This is a genomic window from Planctomicrobium limosum, from assembly GCF_051465645.1.
Classification (GTDB): Bacteria; Planctomycetota; Planctomycetia; order Planctomycetales; family Planctomycetaceae; genus Planctomicrobium.
Map to the genome: position 1 here is coordinate 4,898,019 of NZ_CP195790.1, position 17,788 is coordinate 4,915,806.

The window sequence follows — 17,788 nt, forward strand, 5'->3', positions numbered from 1 at the left end:
GCGTGGCCTTGTTATTCGCCGGAAGGAAGTCTCGTTTACGAGCGATAACAGGGGAGGTGACATGGATCTGGAACCTCGCTGCTGCGAATGAAAATCGTGTGGCGGATCTCCCGTAAGGATGAACGGACAACGTGTCGGAAACTTCTCCCAACGATGACGCAAGAACTGACCCGCAGAGTTCGAACTGGCACCTCCTGAAACGGTTGATCGGCATCGGGCTGGAGTACCGTGGAGCCTGCGCGGCATTGTTGTTCTTCGATGTCTCGCTCGTGGCGGTAACGCTCGGAAGTCTCGGGATGATTGGAGTCGGAATTGACTTCATTCGCCATCAGGGAGATCCCGCAAGTCCGATTCCGAAGTTTCCATTCGGCTGGACCCCTTCGGAGTCGATGACGGCCTTTGGGGTGGTTTGCGTGATCGCCGTGGTCTGTCTGGGGCTGGCGATTTTGAGTGCGCTGTTGCGCTTTCTTTCTGCTTATGCTTCTGCGGCACTTTCTCAGCAGGTTCTGATCCGCATTCGTACCGATGTGTACGCGAAACTGCAGCAACTCAGTTTTCAGTTTTATGATGCTGGCGAGAGCAGTTCGATTATCAATCGGGCGGCGGGCGACGCGAATGCCGTCAGGAGCTTTGTTGATGGTGTCATGGTGAAGGTGCTCACCGTGACGCTGACCTTTGCCGTCTATCTTTATTACATGCTGCAGGTGAATGTTCTGCTGACGATCGCCTGTCTGGCTACGACTCCGTTGCTGTGGATCGGTGCTGTTGTTTTCTCGAAGTACGTGCAGCCAGCTTATCGAAAGGCGAGTCAATTAGGCGACGAACTGATCCGGACACTCGTTGAAAATGTTCAAGGAGTCCACGTCGTCAAAGGGTTCGCCAGAGAGCCGGAAGAGATCAAGCGGTTTAAAGAGTCGACGGAACGAATTCGAACGCAGAAAGAATCGATCTTCTTTCGGGTGAGTGTCTTTCAGCCCATCATGGGGGGACTCACTCAGGTGAATATGGTCGTCCTGCTGGCATACGGAGGAGTGCTGGTGGTGCGTGGAGAAATGGCACTCGGAGCCGGGATGTTCGTGTTCGCGAATCTCCTTCAGGAGTTCGCCGCGCAGATCGGTCAAATCGTGAATATTGCGAACACAATTCAATCGAGTCTGATCAGTGCCGAACGTGTCTTTGAAGTGATTGACGCCCCGGTCTCAATTGAATCCCGGCCTGACGCGATCGTCGTTTCCAAAGCAAAGGGACACCTGCAATTCGAGAATGTTTCGTTTGGTTACCAGGCTGGTCAACCGGTTCTGCAAGACATCAATCTCGATATTTTGCCGGGAGAACGGGTTGGCATTACCGGAGAAACCGGGGCAGGGAAAAGTACGCTGCTGGGACTCGTCATGCGTTTCTACGATGTCGATCAGGGACGAATTCTGATCGACGGTCATGACCTGCGAGACGTGCAGCTGGAGAGTCTGCGACAGCAGTTGGGGCTAGTCTTTCAGGAGAGTTTTCTCTTCAGTCATACGATTGCCGCAAACATTGCGTTTGGACGTCCGGACGCGACTCTCGAAGAGATTCGGCGAGCTGCAGCCCTGGCGGCCGCGGATGAATTCATTCGTGACCTGCCTGATAAAGAAGAGACGATTGTCGGGGAACATGGAACCAATTTGTCTGGGGGACAACGTCAGCGTCTCGCACTTGCCCGGGCATTGGTGCTCGATCCTCCGGTGCTGCTTCTGGACGATGCGACGGCCTCGATTGATCCTGAAACGGAACATGAGATTGAACGTGGAGTGCAGAAGGCCATGCGCGACCGCACGACCCTGATGATCTCAAATCGGATTGGAACTCTGCGTCGCACTGACCGAATCGTCGTTCTGCAGCAGGGGCGAATCACTGCGATCGGGACACATGCCGAACTGCTGCATACGTCGGACTATTACCGACATCTTGCGGAACTGCAGTTTGCAGACAACCTGTCCCCATTGAAGCCGGCGGCTCAGAAGGGCGCCTTTCGAGAACAAGGAGACCGGCAACCGGAGGGGACTGCTCATCATTCAGGGCGGGATTCCAGCCCGGGGACTGAGTCCGTCGGGAGGGTGTCATGAATCAGGTTCAAACTCTCAGACGGACACTCACCAAGCATGTCGAGCGTGAGGAGAAGCAACAGGTCCCGCTGGATTTTCGCCTGATTATCAGATTGCTGAAATTCACTTGTCCCTATGTTCTGCAACGGAATCTGCTGCTGATTTCAGTGTTGCTGCGGGCAATTCAGTTACCTGCATTGACGTGGACAGTCGCTGCCGTGATCAACGGTCCAATTGCCAGGCATGACATCCCGGGAGTGATGTGGGGAGCGGCGGCTTTCGCGGCGCTCGCAATCTTCACGCAGATCGTCATGCATTATCGACAGCGGCTCGCTCTGCAGTTGGGCGAGTCCGTGGTCTGCGATCTCCGACAGGCTCTCTTCAAACATCTGCAGTCATTGCGAATGCGTTGGTTTCATCAGACAAAAGTCGGTCGGGTGATCAGCCGGATGACGTCTGACATTGAAGATGTCCGCGTCGGTGTTCAGGAAGTTCTCTTTGTCACATTGGTACAGATTGGACAGATGTTGATCGCCGCGATTGCAATGCTCTGGTATGACTGGCTGCTGTTCCTGCTGGTCTTAGGGCTCGCACCTGTGTTGTGGTTGATCAATCATCATTTCCACCGACGTATGAGTGTCAACCTGAGAAACATGCGGGAATCGTTCAGTCGTGTGACCGCGACATTGGCCGAATCCGTTGTCGGAATTCGAGTGACTCAGGCGTTTGTGCGACAGGATGAGAACGCACGAATTTTCGAAGATCTCGCCGCAGATCATTCTTCTTATAACACTGCCGTACTTCGAACACAGGGGCTCTTTCTTCCGCTGCTCGATTTGAACAGTCAGATCTTCATGGTGCTGTTGCTGGTCACTGGCGGGTATCGGGTGTTGCAGCCTGATTCACCGATGGCGGTGGGAGACCTTGTCGGTTTCTTCTTCATGTCAGGGCTCTTTTTCTCACCGTTGCTGGTCATCGGCAACCAGTACAATCAGGCCATGACAGCGATGGCCGGAGCGGAACGCCTCTTCAATCTGCTGGATACCCCTCCAGAATGGACCGATCCAGCTGACGCTGTCGCGCTGCCACGTTTGAATGGACGCGTGGAATTCCGCGACGTCACATTTGGGTATGATGCGGCTCGTCCAGTGTTACATCAGGTGAACTTCATCGCCGAGCCAGGGCAGACCATTGCGTTGGTGGGACATACCGGAAGCGGGAAGTCGAGCATTATCAACCTGATCGCCAAGTTCTACTTACCGCAAAATGGGGCGATTCTGGTCGATGGATACAACCTTCATCAGGTTCAGAGTGCATCGCTGCATCACCAGATGGGGATTGTTCTGCAACAAAACTTTCTTTTCTATGGAACGGTTCGCGACAACATTCTGTTTGGGAAACCGGATGCGACGGACGAAGAAATTATCAGCACCCTTCAGAAACTGGGATGCCGTGATTTAATCGAAGCGTTGCCAGCCGGTCTCGATACACAGGTGGGCGAACGTGGTGGAATCCTTTCGTCGGGGCAGCGACAGCTTGTCTGTTTTGCTCGAGCGTTAATTGCCGACCCGCGCATTCTGATCCTGGATGAGGCGACGAGCAGTATCGACAGTGCGACCGAAGCCCGATTGCAGACAGCTTTAAATATTCTGCTGTCAGGGCGAACCAGTTTTGTTGTTGCCCACCGACTCAGCACGATTCGCCATGCGGATCAGGTGCTGGTGCTAGATCATAGTCACATTGTGGAACGTGGCAAACACGAAGAACTGCTGGCGATGAACGGTGTCTACGCGCGGCTCCATAATCGGTTCGTACAGCAGACTGCCGAGTCATGACTGAATCGTGTGTGAGTCTTTACAGGCACGCGAACCACTTGAGGTTTTTGAGAAACCTCAGCGAGGTCGGCTCGGAAATTGCTTGACTCTGCCTTGAGCGAAGTCATTCTCACAATAAGGGATTCGCACACATCATCAGGTGTGCCAAAGCAGTTCGAGGAGGACGCGATGTTCCGGTCGAATCTGGACTCTCGAAGATTTGCTCAGACAGTGCGAGAAATTGCCCTCATGATTCATGAGTGCATTCCGGTCACAAGTGCCCAGTACAGCGATTGTTCCGAACCGAGTTCTCCTGATATCGTCGTCAGCCGTGGCCGACGGGATGTCGCGTTCGAGATGAAATCCTTTCCGATCCCAATCGAGCCTGTCGAGAATGAACAGGATGGTTGAACCAGGCGATTGAACCAAGTGGCGACAGGGGACAGCGACCGGACGCTGTCTTCTGATGCGGTGTCTGGCGCAGCGTTGCAGGAGATCGCATCAGTTCGGACAGCCAGCGGACTGGATCGGTTTGTTCCAACAGGCATCGCGACTGATTGGTGAACGTTCAGCCTGTTTTGCAGTTTTCAGAGGGACTGCTGTTCATTGAAGATCTTACTCTGAATCGCCTGACCGAACCCGCTTTATGGATTCAAAATCAGCTTCTGAGGATGATTGGCGGTTGGCTTCGGCGTGACGTGTGGAAGCATTCCATATGCCATTGCGAGCATCTTGAGTGGATGGATCGTCGAGACCGCTGCCTGCTGTTCCATCTGAATGCGACAGCTGCTGCATTCGGTTGACCCGAAGTGAAAGCCGGGTTGTTGCATCTCCACCAGAAGTCGGGCTCCCATCTCAAGCGACTTCTCGAAATTCCGTGCTGAGATCCCGTATGCACCCGCCATCCCGGAGCACCCAGCTTCAATTCCGTTGATCCGAATTCCAGGGACCTGGGAGAGCAGGGTCGCCAGCGGCGTTTCGTTGCCGAGATACCGCAGATGGCAAGGCGTGTGATAACGCACATCATACGGGAGGGGAGTGAAGTCGGTTTTCAACTTCCCTTGCTGGTGGAGTTGCTGGAGATAAGTCCCTGCTTCAATCGTATGTTCTGCAACGAGGTGAACGTCCGGTTTGTCCAGCAGACGCGGGTACTCGTATTTCAAGCAGACAACGGCCGTCGGTTCGGTGCAGATAATCGGGCGTCCTTCACGTGCATACTCAGCGAGGACGTTGACGTTCTTTTCGGCCAGTTCACGCGCAGCTTCCAGATCGCCGCTGGAAATCATGGCCATCCCGGACGCGACTTGTCCGTACGGAACAGCCACACGAATGCCCTGATGTTGCATGATCTTCAGGAATGCGTGCCCGAGTTCGTGATCGTGATAGTTCACGTAATGGTCGACAAAGTACACGGCGTCAGCAGTGTCGACGGTGGTGGGAGTGTGTTTCACGGATTTCAGGAACTCGCCTCGAGCGAACTTTGGCAAGCGCCGGTGACGCGAGATCCCCAGGAATTTCTCAAGCAGCCAACGGACCCCGGAATGTGCGATCGCCCAGTTCGCCAGCGGAGAAATCCGGCAGCCCAGCCGCCCGAAGGTGTGCGCTCTTGAAAGGATATAATCCGAAAACGTTAAGCCCATTGCGGAGACACATTGTGCTTTCGCTTCAATGGCGAGTGCCGGAATGTTGACGTGCGTCGGGCATTCCATGTGACACTGTTTGCAATTGAAACAGGAGTCCGCCAATTCCTTTGCCTGATCGGTTGAAAAAGTCTTCGGGTCGAATCTTCCCGTTGAGATAGTCCGCATCAGGCTCGCTTTGGCCCGCGGGCTTGCGTCTTCAACCTGATCAGAATGGAAGAACGGACACATCCGGAACGACGTTCGTTGGACTCGACAATCCCCGCATCCGTTGCAGTTCTGAATGGTCTGATTGAATTCGTCTGGTTGCCATTGAAGTTGCAGGCGAACAAGGCTTTCTTCACCCTGTTCCGTCGTTGGCAGTGGCCGGAAGTTCTGGATCGTCAAGTGTGGATTGTCGCTGACGATCTTCTCCGGGTTCAACAGCCCGTCCGGGTCAAAGGCTTCCTTGACCTTCTGGAAGACTCGATAAAGCGGTCCGTACTCCGTTCGCAGAAACGCTGTACGAGAGAGTCCATTGCCATGCTCTCCGCTTGAGGTTCCGCCGAACGAAAATGCGACTTCGTACAACTCTCTGGCGAGTGACTCGATCAGTTCCGCGTTGAACTTTGATGGCTGATTCAGGAATGGCCGGAAATGAATTTGTCCTGAAGCAGCATGGGCGTAGACGGATGCCGTGAGCTGATGCTTCTGGAAAACTCGTTGCGCTCGAATCAGGAAGTCTTTCAGTTGCTCAGGGGGAACAGAAATGTCTTCCACGAGCGGAATGGCTCGCGTATCGCCCCCGATCTGGTTCAATAAGGGAACCACTCGGTAAGGCAATTTCCAGAGTTCTTCAACGTCCTCGTAGGTGTATGCTTCAGCTGCGACTAACGCTTGAGAATCAACTTCTCGAACGAGAGCCAGAGTTCCGTTCAACCAGTCTCGTGCCTGTCGATCGCTGAAACCGGTTTGTTCGATCAGCAGTCCCCCTTCAACACTTGCCGGAATCAACGCAGCAAAGTGTGGGTTTGCGTCTCTGGCGAGTGTCAGGAGACGTCGATCGAACAGGTCACACGCACTTGGTTCCAGCGAAGTGATTTTCTGGACCGAGTCCAACGCCTGATCCATATCGCGAAACAGGACAAGCGCCGCAGCTCGATGCTGTGGAAGTGGCAGCGTATTCAACGTTGCTGAAGTGAAGACTCCCAGCGTTCCTTCTGAACCAACGAGGAGTCTCGCCAGATCGATCTCGTCTCCCTGAAGAACTGAGCCGAGATGATAACCTGAGCAGTTGCGGCGTCCTCGTGGTTGACGCTCTTGGATCAGTGCCTGATGCTCTGTGACAATCTGATTGACTCTGGCAACGATCTCGATACGCCGAGTCTCGCCGCTTCCACTCCAGCGATGATGCTTGCCAGCTTCGATACAACTGCCATCTGCAAGAACGGTTTCAATACTGCGGACGTGATCCCGTACTGATCCGACGCGCACCGCGTGTGAGCCAGCGGCATCCACCGCCAGCATTCCTCCAACAGTGGTAACAGCGGTGGCTGCAGGATCAGGAGCGAAGTACCGACCATATGGTCGCAGAGCATTGTTGAGCTGGTCCCGGACCACGCCTGTCTGAACCCGCACTGTGTCTTCAGTAATGGATTCGATTTCAGTGAGATGTCGGGCGCAATCAATAATCAATCCGCGACCGAGTGCTCCGCCAGCGAGCCCAGTACCGGCTCCACGAGGGATAATCGGAATTCCTGCTTCCCGAGCATATTGCAGCAGCGTGACAACATCGTCGCGGTGTTTGGGACAGGCAATCCCTAAAGGGCGAATCTGATAGATGCTGGCATCGGTGGAGTAGATTTCGCGCGCAACGTCATCGAATCGCAGTTCCCCTTGAAAGAGTCCTGCGAGATCCTCTGCAATACGTTGTTGCTGTTCATCCAAGGACGAATAAGCTCTTTGAAGCTGGGCTAAACGGGATTGAAATTGAAGTGACGGTCAAACAGGATCGGCATTCAATCGGCTTTCCTGTCAGATCACTTCGAGACGAAATGACCGCAGGAATGTGAATTCTATCCGCAACATGTAACGCTTTTCTAGAACCGACCGAGCCGGATTCCTCATGATCTGTCGGGGAAGAGGCGGGTTGTAATCAGTATTTGAGTCGTACGGGCGGATTTTTTCCATTCTGACAGGGGGCCGTCGAACTCTCTGGACTCTTATTTGTCTGAATGAGTACCGCGTTCGGTACTTCCTTCATTTCACGAATCGCTGGTGGAATGCAATCTTCTGGGTGGGAGAATGTGCTGAAACGGTGATCGGATTATTGTTTGCTTGTTTTGTCGTATCAGCAAAATCTACTGTATGTGATCCGGTTCTCGAATCCAGTCGGCATCGGCTGCAATCGGTAGACGCTACAATCGAGCGGCTTGTCTGTCAGGCGTCTCAGTAACGGGTTTCGGTACCGAGGTTCGTGATGCCAAGAGTTTGCAGTTGATTCACTTCAGTGGAAGGAATGCCAAACGTGATTCAAAGAGTACGGTTGATGTTATGTTCCTTGTTCTTTGTTGGAATCCTGGGGACTACTTTTCAGAAGCAACTTCAGGCTCAACCAGCCGGAGAGGCCGGTGAAATCAGCAAGCGGGAGGTCTCACTTCAGGAGATTCAGCTTCCTAGCTCAATTGATGGAACACTGCAAAAATCGTTGGTCTGGATTCCAGAGTCAGCGAAAACCGAGGCGCGACCGGTACTGGTCTTTCTGCATTCGTGGTCAGCAGGCTATCGCCAGAACAACATGGATTGGGTGAAACTTGCAGCTGAGCGGAACTGGATCGTCTTGCATCCAGATTTTCGGGGTCCAAACAGCCGCCCGGAAGCGTGTGGTTCCGAGTTGGCACAGCAGGACATTCTGGATGTGCTGGATTGGGCTCAGAAGGAATACAAAGTCGATCACAACCGTGTGTATCTGGCCGGTGGAAGCGGTGGTGGTCACATGTCGCTGCTCATGGCAGGGCGTCACCCGCACCGGTTCTCTGCGGTTTCTTCGTGGTGTCCGATTACGGATCTGGTCGAATGGCACCGGTTCCATGTGAAGGATGGCGTTCCGGGGACCTATGCGAAGATGATTGAGAAATCGTGCGGCGGCGCGCCAGGAACATCAGGAGCTGTCGACCTGCAATACAAGAACCGTTCACCGCGTGTCTGGATCAAAAACATCGGTGATCTCCCGGTCGACATCAATGCTGGTGTTCATGATGGACACACAGGATCCGTCCCGGTGCGACATTCACTGTGGGCATTCAATGAGATTGCAAAGGTGGCCAATGCACCGCTGGTCTCTGAAGAGGAAATGGAGCAGCTCTGGACGGACTTGCGATTGAAAAATCCGCAGCCGGGAGACACTGTCGAAGACATGGAATACGGAATGCCGTTCTATCTGCGTCGAAGTGCAGGAACAGCTCGCGTCACGATTTTCGAAGGGGGCCACGTTGCTGTCCCGACTTCGGCGATTGCATGGCTTGAAAAGCAAAACCGCCCAGCTCAGAAAGCAAGTCCTCAGGTGAAGTAGTCTGGGAAGTCAGGGGGACGAACGTCTCAGGCTGAGCAACCTTTTGCCGGACCTACGGTACTCAATAAAAAAGTCGCCGTACTGGAGATTCCAGCACGGCGACTTTTCGTGATTCTTCGGGTTAGAAGCAGCAGTTAGCTGCCGTAACCTTATACTGAGAAGCTGCTTCCGCATCCGCATGAACGGGAAACGTTCGGGTTTTCAAACTTGAAGCCGCGTTTTTGCAGGTCTTCGTAGAAATCGATGACAGTGCCATCGAGGTGCAGGTCGTGGTTCTTCTGAACAGCGACTTTGATCCCGTGCTGATCGCTGATCATGTCACGTTCTGGATCGGCGTTGTCGTCAAATCCGAACGAATACTGAAAACCGCTGCAACCGCCTCCGGCGACTCCGACGCGAACGAAAGTCCCTTCTGGGAAGTTCTGCTCGGTCATCACTCGCTTGATTTCGCCTGCGGCACGTTCAGTCAAACTGATCATTATTCTCTCCCATCCTCTTATGAGGACGAACTTTACAACTGCTGATCTGTCCGGTGGACCACCAATCGACGTCGAATTCTCCGCGAACTCGTTTCGGTAGATCCAGAATGTTTTGTATTTGCCTGGCGAAAACGACTACTTCTCAACCGGGTTTTCTGCGGGAAAGCATCACCGATAGCATACGCCATTTCGCTTCCCTAAGTTTATAGCTGCTGAGTTGCCCGGACAATAGACTTCTTCATGATCCAATTAAATCCCGCTGTGGATTTGCCGGCGTCAGTTCGTTTGATATCTGTATCCCTTTCTGCGTACAGGTTCTATCGGGAGATGACAAATGTCGATTCGATCCCGACGTGGGCTCGCGACGTGGCTGACAAGCAGTCGGTCACCTCTTTTTGTTCTTGATTCCCGATCAATCGTCCTCGTTTTCAACCGAGGGTGCGAAGAACTGACGCAATGGGCTGCAGCTGACATCATCGGCAAGTCGTGTCAGGTGCAATCGACTGCCGACCCGACACACTGGTCATGTCTGACGGGAGTTCTGGCTCCAGAGGAAGTGGCTGCTGGCGAACCTGCCCGAAAGCGACGAGTCGTCTTTCATCGTAAAGATGGTTCGATCATCGAACGGGACATCCATTTTTTCCCGTTGGAACCGGAAGATCCAGCAGATGGGCAGCACCTGTTGGGGTTGATTACCGAACCGACGAATGATGCTCCTTCTCCAACGTCAAGAAGACTGGATGTCGCCAGGCATACAGCCGAGATCTATGAGCGCTACCGCCTTGATCGATTGGTGACGACCTCTGTCGAAATGCAACGGGTTGCGTCTCAGATTCAACTTGCAAGAACGTCCGCAGTGACAGTTCACTTCTCCGGGGATCGCGGTGTTGGCAAAGAACATATTGCCAGACTGGTCCATTATGGGAGTGAACAGCGAAATCAGCGGTTTGTCCCGATTCGATGTGCAGAGTCCTCTCGCTTCGAAATCTCACGCACGCTGAACCGGTTGTACGATCCTGATGGAGTTGTGGAACCAGTCACGATCTATCTGGATCAGTTTCAGATGTTGGATCGAGATCTACAGGAAAGGGTGCTGTATCACGCAGATCTTTCACCGCACCGCCATTTTTCTTCATCCAATCTTTGGCCGGGAGATCTTGCCCGAACAGGGATGATTCCGGAACTGGCAGTCAGGTTGTCGGCGATCTGGATCGCGATTCCAGCTTTGAAAGATCGTGGCGAAGACATCCTGCTGATCGCTCAGCAACTGCTTGAAGAACAGAACCGGTTACAGGAGGAACAACGGCACGGGTTGACTCCTGCGGTCGAACGACTCTTCCAGCTTTATAACTGGCCGGGAAATGTCGACGAGTTGGCTAGAGTGGTTTCACAAGCAATGAAACGCACTCAAGGGCCGATGATTGATGTGGGAGATCTGCCTCCGGATTTTGGAGCAGGGCTCTCGGCACAGGCACTCCGTCCGCCGCCGCACCGCCGCAGTCTCGAAGACGAACTCTCGACGTTTGAGCGTGAGCGGATTGAACAAGCGCTTGCGGAAGTCCGAGGAAACAAGTCTGCGGCCGCGGAATTACTGCAGCTCCCCCGTGCGAAACTCTATCGCAGAATGGCGGCATTAGGGCTGGCAACCGACGAAGACGTTTCTACCGGGAATGATTCAAAGTCTGGTGACGAAGGGGAGTGAAACCAGAGCGCCCCTATTTATTTAGGCTGGATTTCGATGTGTGATTCATGGATCGCGTAACCAACTTTCGCTGAGTCGGCAATTTCGCGGAGGACGTCCCCAACTGTTGTTGCTTTGAGCGAGATGGTGACAGGATTCTTTCGCGTTTCCGGTGGCAGTTTTGAGAGATCAATTTTGACTCCCAGCAGTTCCTGAACGTCGAACAGAAGATCTTCCAGTGGTGTTGGCTGGTTCTGTTCAAAACCCAGTAATTTCTGATTGAGCCGTGCTTTCAAATCCACCTTTGGGCGTTCTGGAATCAAGGGAACTGTGATCGGTGCGTCCTGCTGTTCCGCGACAGATGCTGGGGCGGGCGGCATCGCTGGCGTCATTAAAGGTGAGGCAGCAGGTGCCACTGGAGCCGAGACAGCAGGCGGGACGGCGGTGACCGATTGCTCTGGCTTCTGGGGGTGTCCGTCTGACATTGCTGCCAGTTGGCGAATTACCGTCGGATCGGTTTTCTGGCTGAGCACACGCACACTTCCGTCGGCCATCAGCACGGTCATCTGATCTGCCTGCCCAGTGCTGAATCCGTCAGGTCCGTTGATAAATGGTTCTTGTGTAAATGCACGAGTTGTCGCATTCCCCGGTCTGGCCCAAGACCCCAATTGTTTCGAGACGCCGGCGACCATCATCGTCTGACTGAGACCGTCTTTAATGTTCGCTGGTTTTGTGATTTGATTATCTCGGAAGATCCCAGGTGCGGTTCCTGTTCCGGCAATTCCAACATAATGCGTCGTGGGAAAATTATCGTCGCCTGCCAATTGAGGGATCGCCGCGTTCAGGAATGGAGGGAAAGTGCGGCGAACATACTCTTCGTTAACGGGAGCGTCCCAGCCAGCGTCGATACGTCGTCGCGGCCCCTGCAAAAAATGGGTGTCAGCCAGAGTTGCGATCCAGCTCCACCCGGAATTCGGAGGTGCTGAAATCCCGGCCGGGAACTGCTGATCCCGGCTTAATGCTCCATTGATCATCACGCCGATGGACTTGAGTTGTTGTCCTTCTGGCGAGGCTTCCTCTGGTGGATTGTCTGTCTTCGCAACTGCAGTGTTGGGGTTGGCCTGAGTGCCCGTTCCCATCGGAGGAGATGGCATCCCGTCAACAGGAGGTGACTCCGTTGTCGTCTTGGAGTCTGCAGCAGGCGTGTTCGGAGTCACATTTGACTGGTTGGAATCGGGAGTCGGCTCAGGGACATCGGGGGCTGGCGCAGCAGGCTTCCGTTCGATCGCAATGAAAGCAATTCCCCCGATCAGAAGAAGTGCGACTCCGCAGGCGATGAATTGAGGCGCTCCCCAGCGCCGCTGAGGTCGAAGTTCCGAGAGCGGTTTGGAAGGGGCAGGGTGGTTTGGAGGTGTGACACCGGCCAACTTCCCGTTCACATCGCAGATCAAGACTTCCCGACTGCAATCAGGACAAGGAATAACGCGATTGCGATAACTCTCGTCACGAATTCGTAACGGAATCTGACAATGAGGACAGGGAAATTCAGTCATGTTCGTTGACCCGATTCCGCACAATCAGTTTGCGAGTCGTTTGTTATGGCTGCCTGACTCTGCTTGATGGCCAAGTCGTCAGGGCGTTCTGACTCATTCCGAGGAGACGATTGAGAGACGAAACGCTCCCAAGATGATAACGAATCATATCCAAATATCGGATCACATCGGTTACTGAATAGGGGGTGTGTCAAGAAAATGAAACGATCTGTTCATTGGCCGATGTCATGCAAGTTCGACCTACCGTCACGGACGGATTGAGCGGCACTGACAATCGGAGTTTTTACCGAAGGGGTTGCTCTGGGGATTTGGTCAGCGTTAATTCAGCTTATGATTTGAAATACTTCGTAAGGAAAGCGAGCCGTTCGTTTGTGAGTCAGGCGGACTTCCTATCGTCGCGAGTGAGTTGTTCATTGGAGGCGATCAGGTCAAAATCCAGGGTTGAAGCCCGACCTGATCATGTTGCCGAGTTGGTTTTATGAGCGAATGTGGGCGCTTCGCTTGCCAGAAGTTGAAGAATAGGTAGAGGTTCTGTGTCGACCTATCGTGACGCCGTCGGAAATGCGATGAATCTTTTGACGCGGGGGCTTACCCCGTTTGTTGAAGGCAAGTTGCGCGCGACACACGGTGATACCTGGACCAAATCGGTCTCTCTCAGTTTCCGAGAAGATCGAGGTCGAGTTCACGAAGATTCGGTGGATTGGGACGCTCAATCGCTGCTGACAGTGATGTGGGATCAGTGGAACGCGATATTCCGAACGGAATTAGGCCATTTCGAGAGAAGTCTGGTCAGCGAGTTGCGTGAGGTTCGTAACCGCTGGGCGCATCAGCAGAATTTCGAATTCGATGACGCTTTTCGAGTTCTCGACAGTGTTCAGCGTCTGCTGACAGCAGTTCAGGCGGACAATGTGTCCGAAATTCGGCGCGAAAAATCAGAGCTGTTAGAATCGCACGTGGCTGATGAGGTCAACTCGCAGGTGCAGCGGACTGCCTATCAAAAGAACAAGCTGCTGGTCATCGCTCTCTATGTGTTCTGCTGTTCAATCATCGTGGCGAACGCGATTTATGTTGGCGGAACATTGAATCTGGTGCTGGTTTCAATCGTCGTGCTGGTTTTTGTTTACCTGATTTTTCTGCAGTGCAAGTTCGAACCTCCGTTGCTGTACGGCCCGCGAGAATGTCGACGTTGCCACCGGATCATCTATCGCAAGACCTGCCCTTATTGCGAAGGCGGAGTCCACTAGCCAGCGGCGGTCGATCATGTGGCCGCGCAGCATCCTTCCTGATTGGAGAAAGGCTGAATTCTGCTTCTGCGTCTTTAGGCGTGCTGGTGCTTGTTGGTCCATTCGACGAGGCGCTCCAACATCTTGAGAGCGTGTCCGTCGGAGATCACCTTGCTGGCGAGCTCAACTCCTTCTTTGGGAGTTTTCACAACGCCGCGACAGTACAGGGCCATTGCAGAGTTTGCAGCGACCATGTCGTGCGCCGGTCCTGATTTGCCTTCCAGAACGGCTCGAATGATGGCCGCACTTTCGTCTCGGGATGAGACTCGAAGTTCGTCTGGACGGCATTCCGGAAGCTGGAAGTCCTTGGCAGACCACTCGTATTCTTTAATCTCGGTTCCCTGAACGTCCCAGATATGCGTTGTTCCCCACAGGGAGACTTCATCGAGTTCGTTGTTTCCGCAGACAACAATGGCTCGTTTCATATCAAGCCGACTAACCGCGCCGGCGATCTTCGCGGCAATCTCGTTGTTCGAGACGCCGATCAACTGAAAGCGTGCGCCTGCAGGATTCGTCAGAGGGCCAAGTTGGTTGAAGATCGTGCGGAAACCAAGTTGCTGACGGATCGGGGCAACATGTTTCATGGCAAGGTGGAAAGTCCTTGCAAAACAGAAGCAAAGACCAATTTCATCCAGGCACTGACCAGCGAGATGAGCCGGGAGATCGATGTTGACCCCCAGAGCTTCGAGGACATCCGCTGACCCGCTCGAACTGGAAACGCTGCGGTTTCCATGCTTCGCGACAGGCACGTTTGCTGCGGCAGTGACAATCGCCGCTGCTGTGCTGATGTTGAAGGTGTGCATCCGGTCGCCGCCGGTTCCACAAGTGTCGAGCAAGTCTGGGTGAGAAGAAGGAATCTTGGTGGACCGTGCTCGCATCGCACTGGCCGCCCCGGACATCTCTTCCTCGGTTTCACCTTTCATGGCGAGAGCGGTCAGGAACGCGGATGTCTCCACTTCTCCGCAGCGCCCGTCCATGATTGCCCCGATTGCAGATTGAACGGTCTCACTGTCGAGAGTCTGATGGCTCAACAGGCGGTCGATTGCAAATTTGATTTCAGGTTGCATGAAACTGGAGACGGTTGAAGGCGATGGTTCCGCTTTGTTCGAGATCTCGAACAAGAGTGAATTAGAGCAGATTGGGAAATGATCTACACGCCAACCAATCGTTCACATTGGCAGGCTGATGAATCAAGGCAGTTCTGGTTGTGATTCCGTGATCAGACGCGTTGTGCGGATCGGGCGTTCCTCAGGAATGAGAGGACCTTTTCGACATCTTGAACGCCGGGAGACGATTCGACTCCGCTGGCGACATCAACCCCAGACGGAGAAGCAGATTCGATCGCGAACTGCACATTCTCAGGAGTCAGGCCACCTGCCAGCACATATGGTGGCCAGTTCGCAGGCCAATGATCATGCAGGAGTTTCCATGGAGCCTTGTGTCCGGTTCCTCCGTATTCGCCTGTGACCAATGCGTCGATCAGACAGCGCGAAAGCGTGATCCCCAGAGCGTTGTACTGTTCAAGTTCACGTGCGACATTCTCCAGTCCATCTGGCCCGACACGAAAGGCCTTAATGAGATTGAACTGCGAGAGTTGAGCCACGAAATCCGGTGTCTCGTCTCCATGAAGTTGAATTGTCTGGAGCCCACAGGCGTCAGTGATGCGCTGGATTTCGTCGAGTGAATGATTCACAAACAGCCCGACGGGTGTAATCGATTTCGGGAGCAGCTTCACAATTCGGGCGGCGATCTCCGGCGAAACGCAACGCTTTGATTTTGAATAGAAATTCAAGCCAATGGCGTTGATCGAGTTCGTTTCAGGAAGTGCGGCGAGTAAAGATTCCGCAATCTCTTCACGAGTCAGACCGCAGATTTTGACCCACATCGCCGAGTTTTGTGCGGATTCTGGTGCCATCTGATTCGGTTCCGTTTTCATTCCTGAAGTCGTGACTCTGGTGTGCGATTACGTTCCTCGCGTATTGCCGAAGAGTTCGATGTGCTTTCTGGGCGTGACCTGCCAGCCACGTTTCTCCGCTTCATACGTCAGCCAGTCCAGTTTGGAATAGAGTTCGTTCCACTGGATTCCTTGCGGCATCAGGTAGACGTTGTCGTTATTCACGTGAGGAAATTCCTCAAGGTAGTGCTCGACTTCGTTGATATCGGCCCGTTGATCAATCACGAATTTAAACTGATAGTCGTATTCAGTTGTCAGGCTGCGAATGATCTCCGGGCGGTGACGACGTACTTCGTGCCGTTGTTCCCAATTGGTGCCGACAGGAACTGAGTTGCGCAGTTTGGGGCTGATGGACATCAGGTCTGCGACGACTTCTGGGCGGTGAACTGTTCCCGCTGTTTCAATCGTAATGGTGTAGCCACGACGTTTGAGTTCCTGAGTGAAGGGAATGACCTCAGGTGTCAGCAAAGGTTCGCCCCCTGTCACGACCATATGACCCGATGTCATGGCTTCGATCAGGGTGAAAAGCTCGTCGAAGGAGTGTTCCTGACCTTCCGGTTTCCAGGACGTATAAGGAGTGTCGCAGAAGACACAGCGCAAGTTGCAGCCCGAGGTGCGGATGAAGCCACTGGAGACGCCCACGAATCGGCCTTCTCCCTGAACCGACTCAAATACTTCAGAAATCCACATCGTTTCTTGCTGCCACTTGAATCCCTTGCACGAGTTGCATTGGGTGATTCTCGATTTTACAGACATTTGCGAAGAATCCGTACTGTAGCGGATGAGAATGTCTGATGCTGTTTTAAAGTTGTAAAATGTTTGGTGATTGTAGGTTATCGCTCTTCTGTTTTGGGTCTTTGAAGAATCTTTTTCGCGAATGGCACACTGCGTGCTTAATGCTTCTTCCATGAAACATCAGGCTCAACTCTCTGAGTCTTTCAAATATCACGGTTAAGAACCCTGCCGACTGGAGAAGCAAGATGCTCGTTATCTCACGCAAAACTGAAGAGTTCCTGAAGATCGGCGAAGACATTGTTGTGAAGGTGATCAAGACTTCCAATGGCTCGGTCAAAATTGGAATCGAAGCTCCTGGCGGGTTGCGAATTCTACGCGGGGAACTGTCCGAAGAGATCTGCGAACTGCCAATTTCTCCTCGTGTTCGACGAGGCGGACTTCGCGATTTGATTGAAATGGAACGTCTCGATCCTGTTGAGGCTGTCTAAGTGGGCTGAGCCTCTCATGTGGCCTGAGCAGTCGATGTTCAATTGGTTGTCAGAGTGACCTCGGTGTTTGGGGCAGCGAGGTCGATATCAGCCCATTCAGATGCCATGTTGCAACCATTCAAAATTCACAAATTGAAGCGAGTGATTCTTGAATGGATTTCCGTCTGAGATGCGATTTCTTACTGTTCGAGACCGCACTTCAAACGTCTTTGATCTGTTCATTGCTGTTCCGGCAGAGATCACTTGAGATTGCGAAAATCATTTACAGAAATGGCTCATTGTTTCTTCTGGTTGTGTCGATTCTAACGGTACTTCAGAGAGAGCGGTGAGAGTTTCCGGTCAGCCGGAAGCTCAAGGGGGGCGCCACTCTCTTGAGGGCATCGACATGCCGCGTCGATGTGTCCGGTGAAACTGGGCGAGACAGACCGCGTGAGTAATCACGCGGTTTTTTTATTGGCACTGAATGCTCTTGCATGCTTCCGAGCGTTCCTCATGGTGCCTTGTTTACTCAACTGCGCAGCGAGTTGGAG

General features: G+C 53.3%; 12 protein-coding genes. 6 read left to right on the plus strand and 6 right to left on the minus strand.

Annotation, left to right across the window (positions count from 1 at the left end; genetic code table 11):
* Positions 1–131: 131 nt before the first annotated feature.
* A complete protein-coding gene (locus SH527x_RS18540) occupies positions 132–2,102 on the plus strand; it encodes an ABC transporter ATP-binding protein (protein ID WP_437192172.1) in 1,971 nt (656 codons plus the stop codon).
* Positions 2,099–3,916, plus strand: a complete 1,818-nt coding sequence (locus SH527x_RS18545) for an ABC transporter ATP-binding protein (RefSeq protein WP_437192173.1) — start codon at positions 2,099–2,101, stop codon at positions 3,914–3,916. Before SH527x_RS18540 ends, SH527x_RS18545 begins: the two co-directional genes overlap by 4 nt.
* 623 nt (positions 3,917–4,539) lie before the next feature.
* On the opposite strand, the gene SH527x_RS18550 is transcribed toward SH527x_RS18545, so the two are convergent.
* A complete protein-coding gene (locus tag SH527x_RS18550; protein WP_437192174.1) occupies positions 4,540–7,461 on the minus strand; it encodes an anaerobic glycerol-3-phosphate dehydrogenase subunit C in 2,922 nt (973 codons plus the stop codon).
* A 601-nt stretch (positions 7,462–8,062) separates the two neighbouring features.
* On the opposite strand from SH527x_RS18550, the gene SH527x_RS18555 reads away from it, so the two are divergent.
* Positions 8,063–9,085 carry an alpha/beta hydrolase family protein gene (locus tag SH527x_RS18555; RefSeq protein WP_437192176.1) on the plus strand — a complete coding sequence of 341 codons (1,023 nt, stop codon included), beginning with the start codon at positions 8,063–8,065 and terminating at the stop codon, positions 9,083–9,085.
* A gap of 149 nt (positions 9,086–9,234) precedes the next feature.
* Here the strand turns inward: SH527x_RS18555 and SH527x_RS18560 are convergent, their stop codons facing one another.
* On the minus strand, positions 9,235–9,567 hold the full coding sequence (locus SH527x_RS18560) for a HesB/IscA family protein (RefSeq protein WP_437194652.1): 333 nt from the start codon (positions 9,565–9,567) through the stop codon (positions 9,235–9,237).
* A 331-nt stretch (positions 9,568–9,898) separates the two neighbouring features.
* On the opposite strand from SH527x_RS18560, the gene SH527x_RS18565 reads away from it, so the two are divergent.
* On the plus strand, positions 9,899–11,266 hold the full coding sequence (locus SH527x_RS18565) for a helix-turn-helix domain-containing protein (protein WP_437192177.1): 1,368 nt from the start codon (positions 9,899–9,901) through the stop codon (positions 11,264–11,266).
* A 17-nt stretch (positions 11,267–11,283) separates the two neighbouring features.
* Here SH527x_RS18565 and SH527x_RS18570 read toward each other — a convergent pair whose 3' ends face one another.
* Positions 11,284–12,798: a hypothetical protein gene (locus tag SH527x_RS18570; protein WP_437192178.1), complete on the minus strand. Its 1,515-nt coding sequence runs from the start codon at positions 12,796–12,798 to the stop codon at positions 11,284–11,286.
* 566 nt (positions 12,799–13,364) lie between these two features.
* Between SH527x_RS18570 and SH527x_RS18575 the strand changes: the two genes are divergently transcribed.
* Positions 13,365–14,042: a Swt1 family HEPN domain-containing protein gene (locus SH527x_RS18575; protein ID WP_437192179.1), complete on the plus strand. Its 678-nt coding sequence runs from the start codon at positions 13,365–13,367 to the stop codon at positions 14,040–14,042.
* 74 nt (positions 14,043–14,116) lie between these two features.
* Here SH527x_RS18575 and trpD read toward each other — a convergent pair whose 3' ends face one another.
* The 3 genes from trpD to SH527x_RS18590 all read right to left on the minus strand — a co-directional run bounded on the left by trpD (position 14,117) and on the right by SH527x_RS18590 (position 16,725).
* Positions 14,117–15,148: an anthranilate phosphoribosyltransferase gene (trpD, locus tag SH527x_RS18580; RefSeq protein WP_437192180.1), complete on the minus strand. Its 1,032-nt coding sequence runs from the start codon at positions 15,146–15,148 to the stop codon at positions 14,117–14,119.
* A 152-nt stretch (positions 15,149–15,300) separates the two neighbouring features.
* The gene (locus SH527x_RS18585; protein WP_437192181.1) at positions 15,301–16,017 is read right to left on the minus strand and encodes a phosphoribosylanthranilate isomerase; all 717 of its coding nucleotides are present in this window, start codon (positions 16,015–16,017) and stop codon (positions 15,301–15,303) included.
* Positions 16,018–16,044: 27 nt separating this feature from the next.
* Positions 16,045–16,725, minus strand: coding sequence for a 7-carboxy-7-deazaguanine synthase QueE (locus SH527x_RS18590; RefSeq protein ID WP_437192182.1), 681 nt, complete (start codon positions 16,723–16,725; stop codon positions 16,045–16,047).
* Between the two features lie 290 nt (positions 16,726–17,015).
* Between SH527x_RS18590 and SH527x_RS18595 the strand changes: the two genes are divergently transcribed.
* Positions 17,016–17,258: a carbon storage regulator gene (locus SH527x_RS18595; protein ID WP_437192183.1), complete on the plus strand. Its 243-nt coding sequence runs from the start codon at positions 17,016–17,018 to the stop codon at positions 17,256–17,258.
* Positions 17,259–17,788: the final 530 nt, after the last annotated feature.

Excerpts from the sequence above, each read along its gene's own strand:
- SH527x_RS18545 (WP_437192173.1), top strand. The coding sequence starts at position 2,099 with ATGAATCAGGTTCAAACTCTCAGACGGACACTCACCAAGCATGTCGAG.
- SH527x_RS18555 (WP_437192176.1), top strand. The coding sequence starts at position 8,063 with ATGTTATGTTCCTTGTTCTTTGTTGGAATCCTGGGGACTACTTTTCAG.
- SH527x_RS18565 (WP_437192177.1), top strand. The coding sequence starts at position 9,899 with ATGTCGATTCGATCCCGACGTGGGCTCGCGACGTGGCTGACAAGCAGT.
- SH527x_RS18570 (WP_437192178.1), bottom strand. The coding sequence starts at position 12,798 with ATGACTGAATTTCCCTGTCCTCATTGTCAGATTCCGTTACGAATTCGT.
- SH527x_RS18575 (WP_437192179.1), top strand. The coding sequence starts at position 13,365 with ATGAATCTTTTGACGCGGGGGCTTACCCCGTTTGTTGAAGGCAAGTTG.
- trpD (WP_437192180.1), bottom strand. The coding sequence starts at position 15,148 with ATGCAACCTGAAATCAAATTTGCAATCGACCGCCTGTTGAGCCATCAG.
- SH527x_RS18585 (WP_437192181.1), bottom strand. The coding sequence starts at position 16,017 with ATGAAAACGGAACCGAATCAGATGGCACCAGAATCCGCACAAAACTCG.
- SH527x_RS18590 (WP_437192182.1), bottom strand. The coding sequence starts at position 16,725 with ATGTGGATTTCTGAAGTATTTGAGTCGGTTCAGGGAGAAGGCCGATTC.
- SH527x_RS18595 (WP_437192183.1), top strand. The coding sequence starts at position 17,016 with ATGCTCGTTATCTCACGCAAAACTGAAGAGTTCCTGAAGATCGGCGAA.